Annotated in this window: 17 protein-coding genes; 10 read left to right on the top strand and 7 right to left on the bottom strand. The window is 36.9% G+C overall.

Features of this window, described 5'->3' with window-relative positions:
• Positions 1-74 precede the first annotated feature (74 nt).
• The 5 genes from AN964_RS18175 to bla form a co-directional block, all read right to left on the bottom strand.
• A complete protein-coding gene (locus AN964_RS18175; RefSeq protein WP_055741044.1) occupies positions 75-260 on the bottom strand; it encodes a type Z 30S ribosomal protein S14 in 186 nt (61 codons plus the stop codon).
• A gap of 195 nt (positions 261-455) precedes the next feature.
• The gene (locus AN964_RS18170; protein WP_055741043.1) at positions 456-965 is read right to left on the bottom strand and encodes a DUF3231 family protein; all 510 of its coding nucleotides are present in this window, start codon (positions 963-965) and stop codon (positions 456-458) included.
• Positions 966-1,191: 226 nt separating this feature from the next.
• Complete coding sequence (locus tag AN964_RS18165) at positions 1,192-1,674, bottom strand: hypothetical protein (protein WP_055741042.1); 483 nt, start codon at positions 1,672-1,674, stop codon at positions 1,192-1,194.
• Positions 1,675-1,767: 93 nt separating this feature from the next.
• Positions 1,768-1,974 carry a hypothetical protein gene (locus AN964_RS18160; protein ID WP_055741041.1) on the bottom strand — a complete coding sequence of 69 codons (207 nt, stop codon included), beginning with the start codon at positions 1,972-1,974 and terminating at the stop codon, positions 1,768-1,770.
• 205 nt (positions 1,975-2,179) lie between these two features.
• The gene (gene bla / locus AN964_RS18155) at positions 2,180-3,049 is read right to left on the bottom strand and encodes a subclass B1 metallo-beta-lactamase (protein WP_055741040.1); all 870 of its coding nucleotides are present in this window, start codon (positions 3,047-3,049) and stop codon (positions 2,180-2,182) included.
• Between the two features lie 302 nt (positions 3,050-3,351).
• Between bla and AN964_RS18150 the strand changes: the two genes are divergently transcribed.
• Positions 3,352-4,230 carry a M15 family metallopeptidase gene (locus tag AN964_RS18150; protein ID WP_055741039.1) on the top strand — a complete coding sequence of 293 codons (879 nt, stop codon included), beginning with the start codon at positions 3,352-3,354 and terminating at the stop codon, positions 4,228-4,230.
• 197 nt (positions 4,231-4,427) lie between these two features.
• Positions 4,428-5,132, top strand: coding sequence for an FHA domain-containing protein (locus AN964_RS18145; protein WP_055741038.1), 705 nt, complete (start codon positions 4,428-4,430; stop codon positions 5,130-5,132).
• A gap of 141 nt (positions 5,133-5,273) precedes the next feature.
• Here AN964_RS18145 and pdxR read toward each other — a convergent pair whose 3' ends face one another.
• On the bottom strand, positions 5,274-6,677 hold the full coding sequence (gene pdxR / locus AN964_RS18140; RefSeq protein WP_055741037.1) for a MocR-like pyridoxine biosynthesis transcription factor PdxR: 1,404 nt from the start codon (positions 6,675-6,677) through the stop codon (positions 5,274-5,276).
• A 111-nt stretch (positions 6,678-6,788) separates the two neighbouring features.
• Between pdxR and AN964_RS18135 the strand changes: the two genes are divergently transcribed.
• Positions 6,789-7,223: a GNAT family N-acetyltransferase gene (locus AN964_RS18135; RefSeq protein WP_055741036.1), complete on the top strand. Its 435-nt coding sequence runs from the start codon at positions 6,789-6,791 to the stop codon at positions 7,221-7,223.
• A 569-nt stretch (positions 7,224-7,792) separates the two neighbouring features.
• Here AN964_RS18135 and AN964_RS18130 read toward each other — a convergent pair.
• Positions 7,793-8,782, bottom strand: a complete 990-nt coding sequence (locus AN964_RS18130) for a DUF4003 family protein (protein ID WP_055741035.1) — start codon at positions 8,780-8,782, stop codon at positions 7,793-7,795.
• Between the two features lie 169 nt (positions 8,783-8,951).
• On the opposite strand from AN964_RS18130, the gene AN964_RS18125 reads away from it, so the two are divergent.
• The 7 genes from AN964_RS18125 to AN964_RS18095 all read left to right on the top strand — a co-directional run bounded on the left by AN964_RS18125 (position 8,952) and on the right by AN964_RS18095 (position 16,747).
• Positions 8,952-9,992, top strand: a complete 1,041-nt coding sequence (locus AN964_RS18125) for a serine hydrolase domain-containing protein (protein WP_055741034.1) — start codon at positions 8,952-8,954, stop codon at positions 9,990-9,992.
• A gap of 5 nt (positions 9,993-9,997) precedes the next feature.
• Positions 9,998-10,537: a signal peptidase I gene (gene lepB / locus AN964_RS18120; RefSeq protein ID WP_055741033.1), complete on the top strand. Its 540-nt coding sequence runs from the start codon at positions 9,998-10,000 to the stop codon at positions 10,535-10,537.
• Between the two features lie 260 nt (positions 10,538-10,797).
• Complete coding sequence (locus AN964_RS18115; protein ID WP_055741032.1) at positions 10,798-11,823, top strand: LacI family DNA-binding transcriptional regulator; 1,026 nt, start codon at positions 10,798-10,800, stop codon at positions 11,821-11,823.
• Positions 11,824-11,957: 134 nt separating this feature from the next.
• Positions 11,958-13,634, top strand: a complete 1,677-nt coding sequence (locus AN964_RS18110; protein WP_055741031.1) for an ABC transporter substrate-binding protein — start codon at positions 11,958-11,960, stop codon at positions 13,632-13,634.
• A 221-nt stretch (positions 13,635-13,855) separates the two neighbouring features.
• Positions 13,856-14,839, top strand: coding sequence for an ABC transporter permease (locus AN964_RS18105; protein WP_055741030.1), 984 nt, complete (start codon positions 13,856-13,858; stop codon positions 14,837-14,839).
• 5 nt (positions 14,840-14,844) lie between these two features.
• Entirely contained in the window at positions 14,845-15,786 is a 942-nt protein-coding gene (locus AN964_RS18100) for an ABC transporter permease (RefSeq protein WP_083489402.1), read from the top strand.
• A complete protein-coding gene (locus AN964_RS18095) occupies positions 15,761-16,747 on the top strand; it encodes an ABC transporter ATP-binding protein (RefSeq protein WP_200915601.1) in 987 nt (328 codons plus the stop codon). The genes AN964_RS18100 and AN964_RS18095 overlap by 26 nt, the downstream gene beginning before the upstream one ends.
• The last annotated feature ends 2 nt before the right edge of the window (positions 16,748-16,749 follow it).

Here is a 16,749-nt window from a genome sequence, read left to right as displayed (position 1 = left end):
AACCCTAGACCGAGCCTAGCGTTTTCTTTTCACAATAAAAATCCCCCATTCATCTAATGAATGGAGGTATATTATTACCAACTAGCCTTCTTCACTCCGGGAATTTGTCCTTTATAGGCAAGTTCACGGAAGCAAATGCGGCAAAGCTTAAATTTTCGTATGACAGAGTGTGGACGCCCGCAGCGTTCACAACGTGTATATTGTCTAACTGGATATTTTTGTTCTCTGCTCTGTTTGATTAATAAGGCTTGTTTTGCCAATATTATTTCCTCCTTTTAATTTTAGTCGGAGGTAGGAGAGTTAAATAATTATACACCTGCTTGTTCTCATTGTATACAGGTAATTTATGGTCAGGATAAGTTATGGATTATTTGCGTATGTAGTAGATCTATCTGATCAGGAAGGCAAGCAATAAATCCCCAGCAAGAAAGTTCTTACTGGGGAATACAGAAACATTAACATTCCTTACTTGAATAATGGAGCGGAGGAGGGACAAGCCATCCTTTTTCCTTGTTAAGTCGGAGTGCTTTTAAGCCTAAAGCAGCTTTCTGGGCATGGAATTGACCGTACATCATAGCAACATCTTCTCTAATGGACTTACCTATAACCTGGCTGAATGCAACCAAACTTGCTGCAATTCCACCTGAAAGCTGTGCTGCAATTTCTGGGTCTTGAATTCTTGCCCCAGCTGGAATATCTTCTAAGCAAGCTTCTGGGCGTTCTGGAGGAGCTGGTGGCAGCGCAACACCGTTTTCTTTTAACATTTCTTCTACTTGTTTTTTCTCCTGTTTGCAAATATCAATAGCTTCTTGTAAAAGTTTCTTTAAATCCTCGTCACCTGTATGATTTAACATCGTCTGATACCCTGCTATTGCACCATTTCCAACTAATAGGGTAGACCATATATCAAAAACTTCACCATAGTGCAGAGGTTCTTCTTTTGGATTGCCACTAAGAATTCCCATTGCCATCCTCCTTACATAAAATATTCTGTTTTTAGTTAAGTACCATAATCATTAGGCACAAATATAGCTTTTCCATTGTAGTTTTTATTAGCATAAATAAATTTTTCCTTTTATGAAAAAAACACAAAGCTATTCCGAATACATTCCTAATACGAAGCAAAAACTAAGATTATTCCTGTTTTAATGGAAAAAAAACTTATTCCGGATTTCGCTATCTCCCGAAAAATTATTTTGATTTTATTGTAAATGTCTCAGCTTTATGGATAAGCTCGTGTGATTCTCCATCTAATAATGGGGCTGTCTTAAAGTGAATTTCGTTTGGAACGGATGGAAGTTTATCTCCCAAAATTAATCCTATTTCACCATTCCGTAATTCGCCTGGCTGGTAATCGATACGTGAGGCATCGGTTGTCCCCATTAAGGTATCTTCTGAGGAAATAAAGTTTTGGGAAGGAACGTAAAAATAAAAATTGTTCCCAAATACGTTCACCATACTAAAGAATTGTTCTTCGTTTTTATTTTTATTTTTTATTGTGTATGTAATATCTAAATAGCCCACACTTTTATCAATTTTCCATTTGGAACGATCCACAATCTCATTTGCCTCCTGTAAATTATTCGCTTTATATCCTTCATGAAACAGAGATTGAAGAGAGGTTCCAGTATAGGAATAAAGATAATCTTTCGCCTTGTCGGTTAAATCGGTCAATTCTATCCACTTCAATTGTTTTATATATAAGTCCATATTAGAAATGACATAGTGTTTTTGGACGGTGTAAATATTTTTTAATGTAAATGTAGCTCATCCTTTTTGGCGAACTTTTTGTCCTGTATGAACCAATAAGGAGTTGCCATCTTTTGTTGTAACAGGAATAGGTTCTTTCTTCTGAACTGTATGGATAGGATGCTTCTTCTTTTCTATTTGCGGTGTGGACTGTTTTAGTGCAAAAACGAAGCACCCGACGATAAAAAGAAGAAGGATGACAACCATAAATAATATTTTTTTCATTGTTTTTCCTCTTAATCATTCATTAAATAAAAACACAACACGAGGGAATTCAGATAGAAAACCCTCGTGTTTCTTATAACTATCATCTGTCTAATAAATGAATTAACAATAATACGATAATCAGATAACCTGTTTTTATTACTTCTGCCAGCATTTTTTCATTCTGCCTTTCACGTAATTTTACATAAAAGAAGTATAGATGCTTTTAAATGATGTCTTTTTCATACTGACTGAAATCCATTTGTTTGGATGATTGATAAGTTTTCAAGTTATCTATTGAATGAGAAAGGAGTGAAAAATCGCCCCAATTGTAATGACCAGGAATAACCATTCTAGCATCAGGATACTTATTCATCAAATTTTGTATCGTATATGGCCACGCTTCCATATTTGCCTCATCGATAATACCTACGTTTCGTTGTTCCAGTGCAAAAAACATATCTCCAAATAAAATCTTATATTGAGGCAACCAAACCGTCATATTATCTTTCGTATGTGCCTCACCCGGATAATATGTTTCGACAATCGTTTTTCCAAGTTTCAGGACGGGTTGATTATCCAAGGATGGTTTAGGTGCTGGATAACCGGCAGCTTTTGTCATTTTTGCAACAAGGGATGTGCTTTCAACTGGGATATTAGCCTTCATAAGGGCCCTAATCCCGCCAACTCGGTCAATCTTATGATGGGTAATGATTGCCCCTTTCACTTTTTGGTGGAAATTTTGTTTGATTAATTTTACTAACTCCTTCGCCAATTTATCATTCCAGGTCGCATCGACAAGATAAAGACCTTTGGATGACCGGATAAGCAATCCATTGGCCGGTACCGAATGCCCATCCATTTTCGTATATGTGGTATGTACCCAGACATCATTATTTATTTTCGTTAAATTAACAGAACCATCTTTATTGCTAATGCGTCTTTTATTGGTGCTTCTTATAGCATTTAGAGTTTTTTTACCTTTATTTGCTGCATAAACTTTATACGATATTCCGGAAAATACTAGCGCTCCAACCATCAATATAAAGCTTAATAACAGTAATAAGTCTTTATGATTGAGTACAGTTGTTTGCATGTTCTATTTCCTCCCTTTCCTATGTCATTTTAGAGTGAGAGGCTCCTGTTTTCAATCACATGACGGTAATAAAACAATAACAATTTTGAAATATGGATGTTAGTTGTTCGAAATCACTAACAGTTTGGCGATCATTTGTTTGTTGCATCTTTGCTACGAAATGCGAGATTCGATTACACATGAAAAAATCTAACATTCCTATTACTTCTTAAGAAAAATTTAATAATTATCCTAAGTTTTTTTTAAATGTATAAGGTATTCTAGGTATCTGGTACATCTTAATTTTTTGGAGGAAGTAAAGAATGAAAAAATGGGGTTTTATATTTATTTTGATTATGTGCCTCGTCATTTTTATTATGAAATGGGGACCATTTGATCAAGATAAAAGGGATTCATCTTATCATAATGAATCTATTGAAAAAGGTTCTTCTAATAAGGAAGTTGAAAAAAGTTCTTTTGAACAAATTACTATTACTAAAATACAGGTCTATCGTGGGAATCTATTGTTAGTAAACTCTCAGTATCCTGTTCATAAAGATAGTGTAAAATCAGATATAGTGAAGTTGAATAATCGAAAAGACTTAGTAAATGGATTTGTGCTTAATGGTCCCATTTATTTATCGGAAGGTATCGATCAAAAATTTTCAGAGATGGTCAAAGATGCTGAAAAAGTCGGGGTGAATCACTTTATCATTAATAGTGGTTACCGTGGATTCGATGAGCAGGAATCCCTCTATAAAAGTATGGGATCTGATTATGCTTTACCGGCAGGATATAGTGAACATAATCTCGGCCTTTCTCTTGATGTAGGATCAACGCAGCAAAAGATGGAACAAGCTCCTGAAGGGAAATGGATTCAGGAAAATTCATGGAAATATGGATTTATTTTGCGTTATCCTCCTGATAAAGCAGATATTACAGGTATTCACTATGAACCTTGGCACATCCGTTATGTTGGTCTCCCTCATAGCAAGATTATGTACGAAAAAAACTTTACCCTTGAAGAGTATTTGGCATACATAAAAAAACATAAAGAAATCTCGACATCAGTCGACGGAAAAGAATATACCATATCCTACTATCCTGTTTCTAAGAATATTTCGATTCAAATTCCTAAGAATCACGGCGTAGATATTTCAGGGAACAATGTAGATGGTGTAATTGTGACCATAACAAAATAATGATTGGATATCTTCCTTATAAATCGGTAATACATAGCATTTTAAAAGCTTTCTCCCCAACATATCATAGATTATACTACAATGAGAGTAATATACATTGCTTGTTAGTTTACTAATGCTATAATTAAATACATTTAGATGTATACTATTTTTATAGCTAACTTTTTTGGATAAATTAATTTTCGAGGAGAATACATATGCAAATGCAAGATGTGTATCTTTCAATAAAACGGGGAGAAACAGACGTTGAAAATGATATCATACCACTAAATGATGGTGAAATATTATTAGGTCGCAAATGGGGTGATATCACTCCAGACATCTCTTTTACGAGTCAATATATCTCAAGGAAACATGCCCTAATCGGTGTCGAAAATGAAAAATTTTACATTGTTGATTTAATGAGTAAACACGGAACAAAAATTAATCATATTAGTTTAGAAAAGAATAGGCCTTTCTTTTTGCGTGATGGGGATATTATTAATCTGGCAGAAGGGAATGCCATCCTCGCTTTTCATAATCATTTTGAGAATAATCTTGGAGATACACTTGCATTTCCTTCCATACAAAATGAAAGTTTACATGAGGAGATGGGACTTACGATTAATATTGAGCGAAGAGAGATATTAATTGATGGTGTCCAAATCTATCTTACAAGTAAAGATACCGAATTGTTTCGGGTGTTATATCAAAATAACGGCAGTGCAGTGAGCTATGATGAAATCAAAATAAACGTCTGGCCAGAACGTGTCTCAAATGAAATGGAAATACCCGATGTAGGGCGTGAAGAAATTAATAGCCTTGTATATAGACTGCGCAAAAAATTAGGTAAATATGGGGAATGTATTATTTCTGTTCCGCGTTATGGCTATTTGCTAGATTTGAAAGCTTTGCACTTGTAGACTTTTTCAAAGTGACGGTGTAAATAGCCATGTAAAACAAATAAGGATTGTGTGTTTCGTTTTTTATGACCGAACACGCAATCCTTTTTGATTTGGCTGTGTACCGAACGATTTTCCTTCGTAACTAAGAAAATCAATTTCCTATAAGCCCCATGCTTCTTTTAATAACCGAATTCCTGTATCAATTTCAGATTTTGATAAACCTCCAAAACCCAGTAAGACTCGAGGCAGAACGTTTTCTATAGAATGGTGATAATAGATTGATAACGGATATATTTTTACACCGAAATGTATGGCCTTTTTGATAAGCTCGTTTTCATCCATCCTATTTTTTACTTCCAATACAATATGAAGTCCGGAATTTTCACCGATTACTTGCACATTGTCTCCTAAGTGTTTTTTAATAGATTGCATTAAGGTGGTATGCTTTTTTCGGTAAAGAGTTCTCATTTTATTTAAATGACTTTGCCAATATCCTTCCTTCATAAAATGATAAAGGGTATTCTGATGCAGACGAGATGCTGTTTGCTTATAAATCGTAAAGTGGTCTAAGTATTTCCTCAGCAGTAATGGGGGTAAAACGATATAACTTATACGGATAGAGGGGATCAAAGACTTGGAAAATGTCCCTAAATAGATAACATTCTCGTTATTATCTAACCCTTGTAATGAAGGAATCGGCTTTCCTTTATAGCGATATTCACCGTCATAGTCATCTTCAATGATGTAACCATTCTTTTCCTCAGCCCATTTTAACAATTCTATTCTGCGTGTGATTGGCATTACCATCCCATAAGGGAATTGATGAGATGGAGTCACATAAACAACATTGGCACCACTGTTTTTCAGTTGCTTTATATTAATCCCGTCTTCATCAAGCGGTATAGAAATCGTGTTGGCTCCAAAATCCTGTAAAACGGTTCTTGTTCGATGATATCCGGGATTCTCCAGTGCGTATGATTGTTTTTTTCCAATTAGTAAACACAATAATCCTATAAGCACCTGAGTCCCCGCGCCAATAATGATTTGATTAGCGGAACACTTAACTCCTCTAGAAGCATAAAGATACTTAGCAATTTGTTCTCTAAGAGCTTTTTCCCCCTGGGGATTACCAATATCGAACAACTCTCCTTCCTCTTGAAACAAGGATTGGTGGGTTAATTTTCGCCATGCAGAATAAGGAAAGTGTTCTAAATCGACTTTTCCAGAATTGAAATCAATTTTGGCACTTTCCTCCTCAGGCTCAATGATTGTCTCCATTTTTTGATGATATATATGGTGTGAGATTATATCGTCTTCGATTACCGTAACAAATAGCCCTTTACGAGGCTTGCTTTCTAAGTATCCTTCTGCACATAACTGGTCGTAGGCTGACTGAATGGTATTTAAGCTTAAACCTAGATAATTAGATAATTTCCTTTTTGAGGGTAATTTCTCTGTTGGCTTTATTCTTCCCGATAAGATTTCTTCTTTTATGTAATCGGCTAATTGTATATACATCGGTTTATCATTCCTATAATCCAAAACGGGTGTTAATTCAATCATTCTTTTCCCTCCAAACAACTGGAACCATTAAATTTAATAAATCTGGCACTTTAGATTATACCAGATTGTGATTAAATATTGGTTAAAGGAAACATGAAGGAGATGAAAGTAATGGAAGGTACTACTATAAAGGAATTGAAAAATCAACAGGAATGGAAAGATGCATTTCAAGTTATGAAACAGCTGCGTACTCATTTAGATGAAGAAAGTTTTCTTCAATTGGTTCAGGAAGCAGTAGAAAAAGAAGGATATAAATTAGCAGCTCTTTATGACTATGATAAAATCGTTGCTGTAACAGGATTTATGCCAATGATTACCTTATATAACGGAAAATTTATTTGGGTGTGCGATTTAGTAACGGATTCAGAAAATCGTTCGAAAGGATATGGAGAAGCACTTTTAAGTTATGTACACCATTGGGCAAAGGAAAACTCTTACGATATTGTCTCCCTTTCATCAAACTTACAACGGATCGATGCTCATCGTTTTTATGAAGAAAAGATGGACTATGACAAGGTTAGCTATGTATTTTTAAAAAGGCTTTGAATTAAAATCTTTTGTGCATGAAAGAATGATGGGGCTAACTTCCTTTTTAATCGGGGAAATATCCATATGAGAGCAACTAAAATAGTATTTTTAAAAAAGCAGTAATCACTAGAATAACGGGTTTACATTTGAGGTGCAAACATTATAAAACACATAGCAAAACGCACTTGAATTCACAAAGTGATATTTAAAATAAGCGGAGATTTTCCGGTTAGACTGAAGAAAAGAACTCATTTCGAGGTATATAAGCGGAAATTTTCCGATTAAGCAAAGCAAAATTACCCATTTTCACGTTTTTCGAGTCAATAGTCGGAATCTTTCCGTCTATTTATTCTATTTTCAGTCCTATTTCCCAATTAAGAGAAATTTTTCCGCTTATTTATCAAACTCGCTTTCACTTACAGATGCTTTAGCGAAAAAAAGAAAATTTTAAAAAGGGCTTGGAGATATTTGTATCTCTAAGCCTTTTTGATTCAATATACGGTGAAGTGTGATGTAAAATTTATGTGATTTGTGATTTACCGTTTTGCACCTCACAAGTAAACCCGTTATCACTAGTTTCTCCACTATTAATCACTAGACGAACTTGCTGCAGTAGCCGTAGTTGCTGTAATCGCTGCAATACTGGCAGCCTCCTGAGCTTGTAAAATTGCCTGGATATTTACGGCCATTCCAATCGAGAGGATATCATTATTCTCTATGGTGTCTTGAACATACATTTGAATGGCTAACAGGAAACATAAATCTTTATACCAACGTAATGGCTTCTTTTCTTTTAATAGGGAATAGATCATGAAAATATCGGGAATCGCCGTTTCCGGTTTTTTTAATAAGGCTAACACACCTAAAGCCGGATAATGCATTCCTTTTATTTTAATGGAGTGTTTTTTGAATGCTTCGAATAACTGCGCACAATCCTCTGCTAATGCATCTCGATTATTCTCCTGTCCGTAAGTAAGGATATGGGACAGGAACTGCAAATCATTTCCTCTTTTAAAAGTGTGATTTCCTAAAAATTGATAGTAAAATTCAATATCCTCCATCTGTTCCTCAACATTACGATCCGTTTGTGAAAGTAACACGGCAAGTGGATAGTCGTCGTAGGATGTAAGAAAGAAGTGCTGTTTTTTCATAGCTTTATAGATTTCCATTGCGCCTCTTATTTGATCTGTTTTATTACTTTCTTGATGGTGAGACAGTAAAATATATGCTGCAATATAGGTGTTTGGCCCTTTTTTGAAACCATTGTCCGTAAGTTCTTCATAGCAAACCTTTAATTCGTCAAATGCTTGCAATGGGTCGGAAAACTTATTAATAAGAAGTGCTGCTATAGCATAACGCATTTCTTGACGGACATTGGAAAACCATTTCAATCCTTTTTTAATATAATCGGATACTTCAAGAAATTGTTTTGCATTTAATTCATTTTCACTAGTGATAAATTGTGCTGCAATGCTTAGTCTAATCCGTTTATCAATCCCCCAGCTAATAGCGTTTGTAAGAGCATCAAAATCTGAGAGTAGCCTTTCTATTTTTTGTTCCACCATTTCTTGATTCAACGTAATTCCTCCATTTGTGTTAACTACTTGAAAATACGATTTTAATGAATGAAAAGTTTCAAGATCATCTGGTTTTTACAATATTAAATCGATGGAAGAAATGAGGAAGGAATTATTTTACCTAATCACGAACTATTCCTTATAAAATAGGAGCTAACGGAGGAATTAAATGATTTCGATAACACAGAGGACATTTGATCCACTAACTATATATACGGAAAAAATTAAAAAGGAAATGTATGCATCCGGTACAGCCACAGTGATGATGAAGGATAATAAAATAATCTATGAATACTATTCTGGTACTCATCATTTTGAGCCTGGAGCCAGAATGATTGACGAGTCTTCACAATTTAATGTTTACTCCACCAGGGTTACCTACATTGGATTAGCAGTAGCTATAGCCATTAATGAAGGATATTTTAGCCTTGAGGATAAATTAAGTGCCTATTTGGATCAATTTGATAAAGATATTCTGGGGGAAGCAACGATTCGGCATCTTTTAACTAGATGTACAGGAATAAAATTTGGTAAGGATAAGGCAGACAGAGTGTTTGACTTAGGAATGAATATTGAAGGGAAAAGACCGGACTTGTTAGCATATATTCTTAAAAAGACAACTGGAAAAACGGTTGCCGAAATTCTTAATGAGAAAGTATTTACCCCGTTAAAACTGAAAGAAACGGGGTGGATGTCAGAAGGAAAGGATACTTTAGTATGTGATATACATTCTCCGGATAGTTATCCGACGTTAAGATTAGGGGCAAATACAGGGGAAGAGAGAAATTTATTTGTAAGTGCCAGGGAGTTAGCTTTATGGGGGAACCTGCATCTAAATAACGGTTTAATCGAAGGAAAGCAAATTTTACCGAAAGAGGTATTTCAGCTTGCCACGACCATTCAAAGCCCCACTGCTTTACCTAAACGCTTTCCGAAATTTGGTTTTCTTTGGTGGATAAAAGATCAAAATGTTTCATATGATTATGACGAATTAGGCGAAAAACTGCCAGCAGGCACCTATCAAATTTTCGGTGCTTCAGGCTGTTCCTGTACCGTGATTCCAGCATTAAATGCCGTTGCAGTAAGGATGTACAATAGCTTATACACGGAAGATAGTAATGTTTTTGACTATTTAGGGGACATACGAAAGTTCGGAAGTTTAGTAGTTTCATGTATGGAAGAATATTCAAAGCTACGTAATGGAGTGTGAATAAGATGAGAGACAATGTAAGAAAAGAAATAAAAAGCTGGGGAAAATCACTGCTGATTGCATTAGTGATTGTGTTTGTAATAAGAAGCTTCCTTATTTCTCCATATATTGTAAAAGGAGCATCAATGGAGCCAACACTGCATAATAATGAAAAAGTAATCGTGAACAAATGGAATTTTACAGGAAGGTTTGATAGAGGAGAAATTGTCATTATTAGAGGAAAAGAGAAAAACTATGTTAAAAGAATCATCGGACTTCCTGGTGATAAGATTGTCATCAAAAATGACAGATTGTATATTAATGGGGTTTTTTGCAAGGAGCCTTATCTCTCTGAAAATCGCAAATTGGCCAGACAAATGGGAAGTCGTTTAACAGGCGATTATGGTCCTATTACGGTGCCAAAAAATAAATACTTTGTGATGGGAGATAATAGACTCAGAAGTACGGATAGCCGCAATGGATTAGGTCTTATTCAAAAAGAGAGAATTGTTGGAAAAGGGGAGATTGTTTTTTATCCGGTATCTGATTTTAGAAGTGTTCAATAGTTTTGTTACATGACCGGATGAAATACGGATATTTTGCATAAAGGATGCAGAGGATTGTGCTAATTGTCATGATGACTTAACACAATCCTTTTTTCTTTCGTTTAAATATTGATAAAGTTAGACCCAAAATAGATTATATGAACGACTCATTACAATTATTTTTCAAAAATTTTAAATTTTTTAAAATGAAACCCTTTACATTTTGATTATTCTGATAAATAATATAGTCAAACGTAACCGGTTTCGAAGGAGTAAAGTATATGCTAACAATCTATGATATTGCTAAAAAGGCAGGTGTTTCAGCGGCAACCGTTTCGAAAGTACTAAATGGAAGATCCGATGTGGGGAAAACTACCGCCGAGACTGTTAAACGAATAATTGACGAATTGGGGTACCAGCCTAATTCCATTGCAAGGGGGCTCGCAACAAAGATATCCAAAACAGTAGGTGTCTTTTTTCAAGACCATCTAAACACTGGGTTCCGGCACCATTTTTTGCAAGATATTTTAGCGAGCTTTAAGGATGTGATTGGAGAAAATGGCTATGATCTTGTTTTTTTCGCAAACAATCACCCGGATAACCAGGCTGAAACATTCGAAGCACGTGCAAAAAATCGGAATGTAGATGGATTATTATTGCTTGGCGTTCCGAGGACAGACCCTAATCTTAGCGGAATTGTTCAAAGTGGCATACCATGTATGTCTATTGATTTAGATTTAATAGGTCCCTGTGCAAATTATCTATGCTCAGATAATATTGGCGGAGCAATGATGGCAGTGGATCATTTAGTTGAAATGGGACACAAAAAGATTGCTTTTATATCAGATGTATTTGTCACAAAACCTGGTTCCGATCGGTTAATCGGTTTTAAAAAAGCGATGGAAAAGCATCAACTGCCGATACTGTCCAAATGGATTCTTCCAGGGGATTTCTCTGAGAATGGCGGCTACCTTTCTACTAAACAATTATTAGAAAGCGACCATTTACCTACAGCAATTTTTTGTGCAGGGGACATGATGGCAATTGGTGCAATGGAAGCCATTCGCGAAAAGGGATTCATAGTAGGGAAGGATATTTCATTAATAGGTTTTGATGATATTACTCTTCTAAAATATGTAACTCCAAAATTAACAACAGTAAGGCAAAAGAAAGAAATAATGGGACAATTAGCAGCAAAGGAATTGTTTAAGCTTATGAGTGATTCTAATTACTCGTCTAGTCCGATTACGATTGAAACGGAATTAGTTATTCGTGATACTGTTGCCAATGTAAAAGATGAAAATTAAATTTACAAAAAAATATTAAGGAGGTGGTTTCGTTTTAAAGGAAGGACCCATAAGCACATTCATTGTATCCACCCTTGCTTTTTTAATATCTTCTCCGAAACCGCTTTCGCTATAAAATTATAGGAGGAACGAAAATGAAGATGAAAAGACTGGCATCACTTTTACTTATGAGCTTTTTGGCTCTCACCTTAGTGTTGGCAGGATGTACAGATAAGACTTCTACAAACTCTGGGGGTACAAAAAATACAGGTAACGCTGCTAAGAATCCTAAACCATTAGTTATTGGTTTATCACCAGCCGGCCAGTGGCAAGAAAACTTTAACCCATTTTCAAACACTGCAATGGGTGGAACGAACGGTTTGATTTTCCAGCCTCTTTATTATTTTGACCCTGTCAGTGGGAAGGAAAATCCAATGCTTGCAACAAAATACGAATGGACTAATAACAATAAAACACTCGTTGCTACCCTTCGTGACAATGTAAAATGGTCAGACGGGGAAGCATTTACCGCTGACGATGTTGTGTTTACGTTTGATTTATTGAAAAAAGATCCAGCTGCTGATTCATCTGGTATTTGGAAAGAAATAACTTCCGTTGAAAAACAAGGGGATAATCAGGTTGCATTTAATTTTGATCAAGCAAATGTTCCTTTTCAATCCTATGTCTTAGGTGTAGATATTGTTCCGCAACATATTTGGAAAGACCTTGGTGATCCTTCCAAAGCGAAAATCACGAAAAATCTCGCAATTGGAACAGGTCCATACTTATTAGATTCGTTTACACCGCAACTATATAAAATGAAGGTAAATCCTAAATTTTACGGAGGCGAATATGAAGTTAAGGAGCTTCATTTCCCAGTATACAGCGGCAACGACAGTGAGCAATTAGCCTTAACGAAAGGGGAACTTGATTGGGCAGGTATTTTTATTCCTGATGCAGATAAGGTTTATGTCTCAGCAGATAAGGAGCATAACAAATACTGGTTCCCGCCGAGCAACAACGTTACCCTTTATCCAAATTTGACGAATCCTCTATTGAAAGACATCAATGTACGTAAAGCCATCAGTTTAGCGATTGACCGTAAGAAGCTTTCAGAGCAAGCAGCATCCGGTTATGATCCATTATCCAGCACCACGGCACTAATTCTCCCTAGAGACCAGGCTTGGGTCGATCCAAGTATTCCAAAAGATAAATTAGAGTTTGTTTTTGATAAAGATGCAGCCGCGAAAACATTAGAAGACGCAGGTTATAAAAAAGGCAAGGACGGAATTTTTGTTTCACCGGACGGAAAGAAATTGTCCTTCACCTTACAAACCGTATCTGGTTGGACGGACTGGACTACCATGGCACAGTTAATTTCCCAAGGATTAAAGGATGTTGGGATTGATGTGAAAGTACAACAGCCTGAGTATGCTTCGTATGCGAAAAATGTTACTGGCGGAAATTATGATTTAGCCATTTCATGGACCAACTCCGGACCAGATCCATATAAGCAATATCAAGATATGTTGAACAGCCATGGAGGCTGGAACCTTGAAAAATGGAATGATCCACAGACAGATGCGGCTTTGAAGAAATTCCAAGGAACGACGGACAAAGCAGTACAGAAAGAAGCGATTAATTATCTTCAAAATGTCATGGTTAATCAAATGCCAACCATTCCATTAGTGAATGGCCCGGTTTGGTATGAATACAGGACGGCTAATTATACAGGTTGGCCTACGGAAGATGATCCATATGCGAACCCTGCCCCATTCAACTGGCCAGCACCTGCTATTACATTATCGAAATTAAAACCGAATACTAAATAAACAATGGCTCTTTTCCGAAATGCTAAGCTACAACCTTTTTTAGGCTCATAATGAATCAACTTGGTAAGAAAAGATGCCCAGAAACAAAGCCTACTTAAACAACGACGAAAAGCAACAAGATAAAATCGGCTTTTGGATTTTAAACAATTATTGCGAAACCGGCTTTAAGGAAAAGGGTCTTTGCCCTTTTCCTCTATTTCACTAATATCAGGGGGGTAAAAATGCGTTACGTTATCAATCGCCTCGGTTTTTTTATCCTGTCATTATGGGCTGCCATTACCATCAATTTTATATTGCCGCGCATGATGCCTGGGAGTCCTGCTGATGCCATGTTTGCAAAGTTCCAGGGCCAACTGACACCCGCCGCATTAGATGCCATGAAAAAAGCATATGGGATTGGACAATCTACTTTATGGCAGCAATACATCGATTATTTGCACGGTCTATTTACATTTAATTGGGGCCTTTCTTTTATGCAATACCCCACACCCGTCAGTGATATGATTCGTGGAAGCTTACCTTGGACCATTGGTCTAGTTGGTATTTCCACCTTGCTGTCCGTCTTTATTGGTACAGCACTGGGAGTGTATATTTCCTGGAAAAGAAGAGGGTTTTTAGATAATACTCTGCCTGTTGTTTCCATGATTTTTCAGGCAATGCCATATTTTTGGGTGGCATTATTATTCGTCTTTATTTTTGGTTTTAAGCTTAACTGGTTTCCGATGGCACATGGGTACGACCCTGCCATCACACCGGGATTCAATGGAACTTTTTTTACCAGTATTTTAAATCATGCATTCTTACCCGCTCTCACGTTACTAATTGGCTCACTTAGCGGGTGGATTATTGGAATGCGCAACAATATGATGTATACGCTTGGAGAAGATTACGTCACTTTTGCAGAGGCAAAAGGAGTAAAGACGTCACGTCTAATGTTTTCTTATGCGGCAAGGAATGCGATTTTACCGCAGCTAACCAGTTTTGCGATTGCAATTGGAAATGTTGTTAGCGGCTCTATCTTAACGGAACAGGTTTTTTCCTATCCAGGGATTGGAAATCAATTAACATCAGCCGTACAATCACAGGATTTTCCAATGATTCAAGCATCATTTCTATTAATTGCCGTCGCTGTACTTGTTGCTAACTTGATCGTGGATTTGTTGTACAGTAGGTTAGATCCGCGGATTCGTACTGGAGGGGAGTAGCGAACATGAAGGCTGAAATCACACCAACTTCGCAAATCAACACAAAACAGCAGAACTATTTACTAATGGTGCTAAGACCGTTGAAGCCTTTTTTTAGTAATGGAAAATCGGCAACTGGATTTATCATCTTTTTAATCTTTCTCATCATAGCTATCTTCGCTCCACTGATAGCACCATATTCACCAAGTGCCGCCATTTATGATCCGAATTTGCCGCCAACCGCTGATCATTGGTTCGGAACGACAAATACCGGTCAAGACATCTATTCGCAATTTATTTTCAGTGCGAGAAATACAATGGTTGTCGGATTTGGAGCCGGTATTCTCTCCACCATTATAGGCCTTATATTTGGGGTAATAGCGGGCTACCGTGGTGGTTTGACAGATGCCATCCTTAGCTTTATTATGAATCTCTTTTTGGTAATGCCGGGTCTTGCTTTACTAATTGTTATCGAGGCATATTTGAAGGCTTCTACTCCTTTTGTAAATGGTTTAATCATTGCATTTACGGGATGGGCATGGGGTGCAAGGGTTTTTCGTTCTCAAACAATGACACTGGCAAGGAGAGATTTCATTTCGGCAGCCAAAATGTCTGGAAAATCATCGCTGAGAATCATGATTACCGAAATCTGCCCCAACATGATGTCCCTTATTGCTGGGAATATTATGTTCGCTACCTTAGGCGCCATTCTTGCTGAAGCTGGCCTAGCATTTTTAGGGCTTGAAGATATTAACTCCACCAGCTGGGGGATTATGCTTTACTGGGCAAGCTCGAATGCAGCATTACTACGAGGTGCATGGTGGTGGTTTGTTCCTCCGGGGGTTGGAATCGCATTGGTGGGACTAAGTTTGGTACTAATGAATTTTGCTATCGATCAAATTACCAACCCTCGTTTAAAGACACAAAAAAGGAGGAAGAATCGTGGAAGAAAAGCAGCCCGTGCTTGAATTGCAAAATGTTTCGGTTGGGTATGATTCTCCGGCAGGAATGGTTCAAGCCGTTAATGATATTAATCTCAAAATCTACGAAAATACGATTGTTGGTTTGATAGGGGAATCCGGATCAGGGAAATCAACATTGGGAAATGCCATTATGCGACTGTTAAAGAATAACGCTGTCTTAACCTCCGGGACGATAAAGGTAATGGGAAAAGATATTTATGGTATGAACAAAAATGAATTACGGAAATTCCGCTGGAGCCAAATGTCGATGGTGTTTCAAAGTGCCATGAATGCTTTGAATCCGGTCTTAACCATTGAGGAGCAAATACTAGATGTTTTTCTAAGTCATGATAAAAGCATGTCCAAAACAGAAGCCAAAAAGAAAGCAATCGAATTAATGGATATTGTCAGTATTGATCCAAGATATTTAAAAAGCTATCCCCATGAGCTTTCAGGAGGGATGAGGCAGAGGGTAGTCATCGCCATTGCCATTGCTCTTGATCCGAAGCTCGTTATTATGGATGAGCCCACTACTGCATTAGATGTCGTAGTGCAACGTTCCATTCTGGATAAGATTAAAGAAATTCAAAGAGTTAAAAAGTATGCCATTTTATTTATCAGTCATGACTTTAGCTTGGTTTCTGAGCTTGCTTCAAGGGTTGCAATTATGTATGCAGGGCGTTTTATTGAAGTGACAGATTCGAAATCGCTAGTTCATTCTGAAAGACATCATCCATATACACAAGGTTTGCTTCGAGCGATTCCTCATCTAACGGAGGATGACGTGACGATAGAGGGCATACCAGGGAATCCGCCGAATTTGGTGGATCTTCCAAGCGGATGTGCTTATCATCCACGTTGTCCGTTTGCTTTTGATTTATGTAAGAAAGAACGTCCGGGAATCCGACATGTGGATGGCAGGGAGATTGAATGCCATCTATATGATACCGTTCAGGGAGGTGTGTAATT

The sequence above is a fragment of the Heyndrickxia shackletonii genome, from assembly GCF_001420715.1.
Lineage (GTDB): Bacteria > Bacillota > Bacilli > Bacillales > Bacillaceae_C > Margalitia > Margalitia shackletonii.
This window is presented reverse-complemented; position numbering and strand designations above follow the sequence as displayed.

Excerpts from the sequence above, each read along its gene's own strand:
- AN964_RS18170 (WP_055741043.1), bottom strand. The coding sequence starts at position 965 with ATGGGAATTCTTAGTGGCAATCCAAAAGAAGAACCTCTGCACTATGGT.
- AN964_RS18160 (WP_055741041.1), bottom strand. The coding sequence starts at position 1,974 with ATGAAAAAAATATTATTTATGGTTGTCATCCTTCTTCTTTTTATCGTC.
- bla (WP_055741040.1), bottom strand. The coding sequence starts at position 3,049 with ATGCAAACAACTGTACTCAATCATAAAGACTTATTACTGTTATTAAGC.
- AN964_RS18150 (WP_055741039.1), top strand. The coding sequence starts at position 3,352 with ATGAAAAAATGGGGTTTTATATTTATTTTGATTATGTGCCTCGTCATT.
- AN964_RS18145 (WP_055741038.1), top strand. The coding sequence starts at position 4,428 with ATGCAAATGCAAGATGTGTATCTTTCAATAAAACGGGGAGAAACAGAC.
- pdxR (WP_055741037.1), bottom strand. The coding sequence starts at position 6,677 with ATGATTGAATTAACACCCGTTTTGGATTATAGGAATGATAAACCGATG.
- AN964_RS18135 (WP_055741036.1), top strand. The coding sequence starts at position 6,789 with ATGGAAGGTACTACTATAAAGGAATTGAAAAATCAACAGGAATGGAAA.
- AN964_RS18125 (WP_055741034.1), top strand. The coding sequence starts at position 8,952 with ATGATTTCGATAACACAGAGGACATTTGATCCACTAACTATATATACG.
- lepB (WP_055741033.1), top strand. The coding sequence starts at position 9,998 with ATGAGAGACAATGTAAGAAAAGAAATAAAAAGCTGGGGAAAATCACTG.
- AN964_RS18115 (WP_055741032.1), top strand. The coding sequence starts at position 10,798 with ATGCTAACAATCTATGATATTGCTAAAAAGGCAGGTGTTTCAGCGGCA.
- AN964_RS18110 (WP_055741031.1), top strand. The coding sequence starts at position 11,958 with ATGAAGATGAAAAGACTGGCATCACTTTTACTTATGAGCTTTTTGGCT.
- AN964_RS18105 (WP_055741030.1), top strand. The coding sequence starts at position 13,856 with ATGCGTTACGTTATCAATCGCCTCGGTTTTTTTATCCTGTCATTATGG.
- AN964_RS18100 (WP_083489402.1), top strand. The coding sequence starts at position 14,845 with ATGAAGGCTGAAATCACACCAACTTCGCAAATCAACACAAAACAGCAG.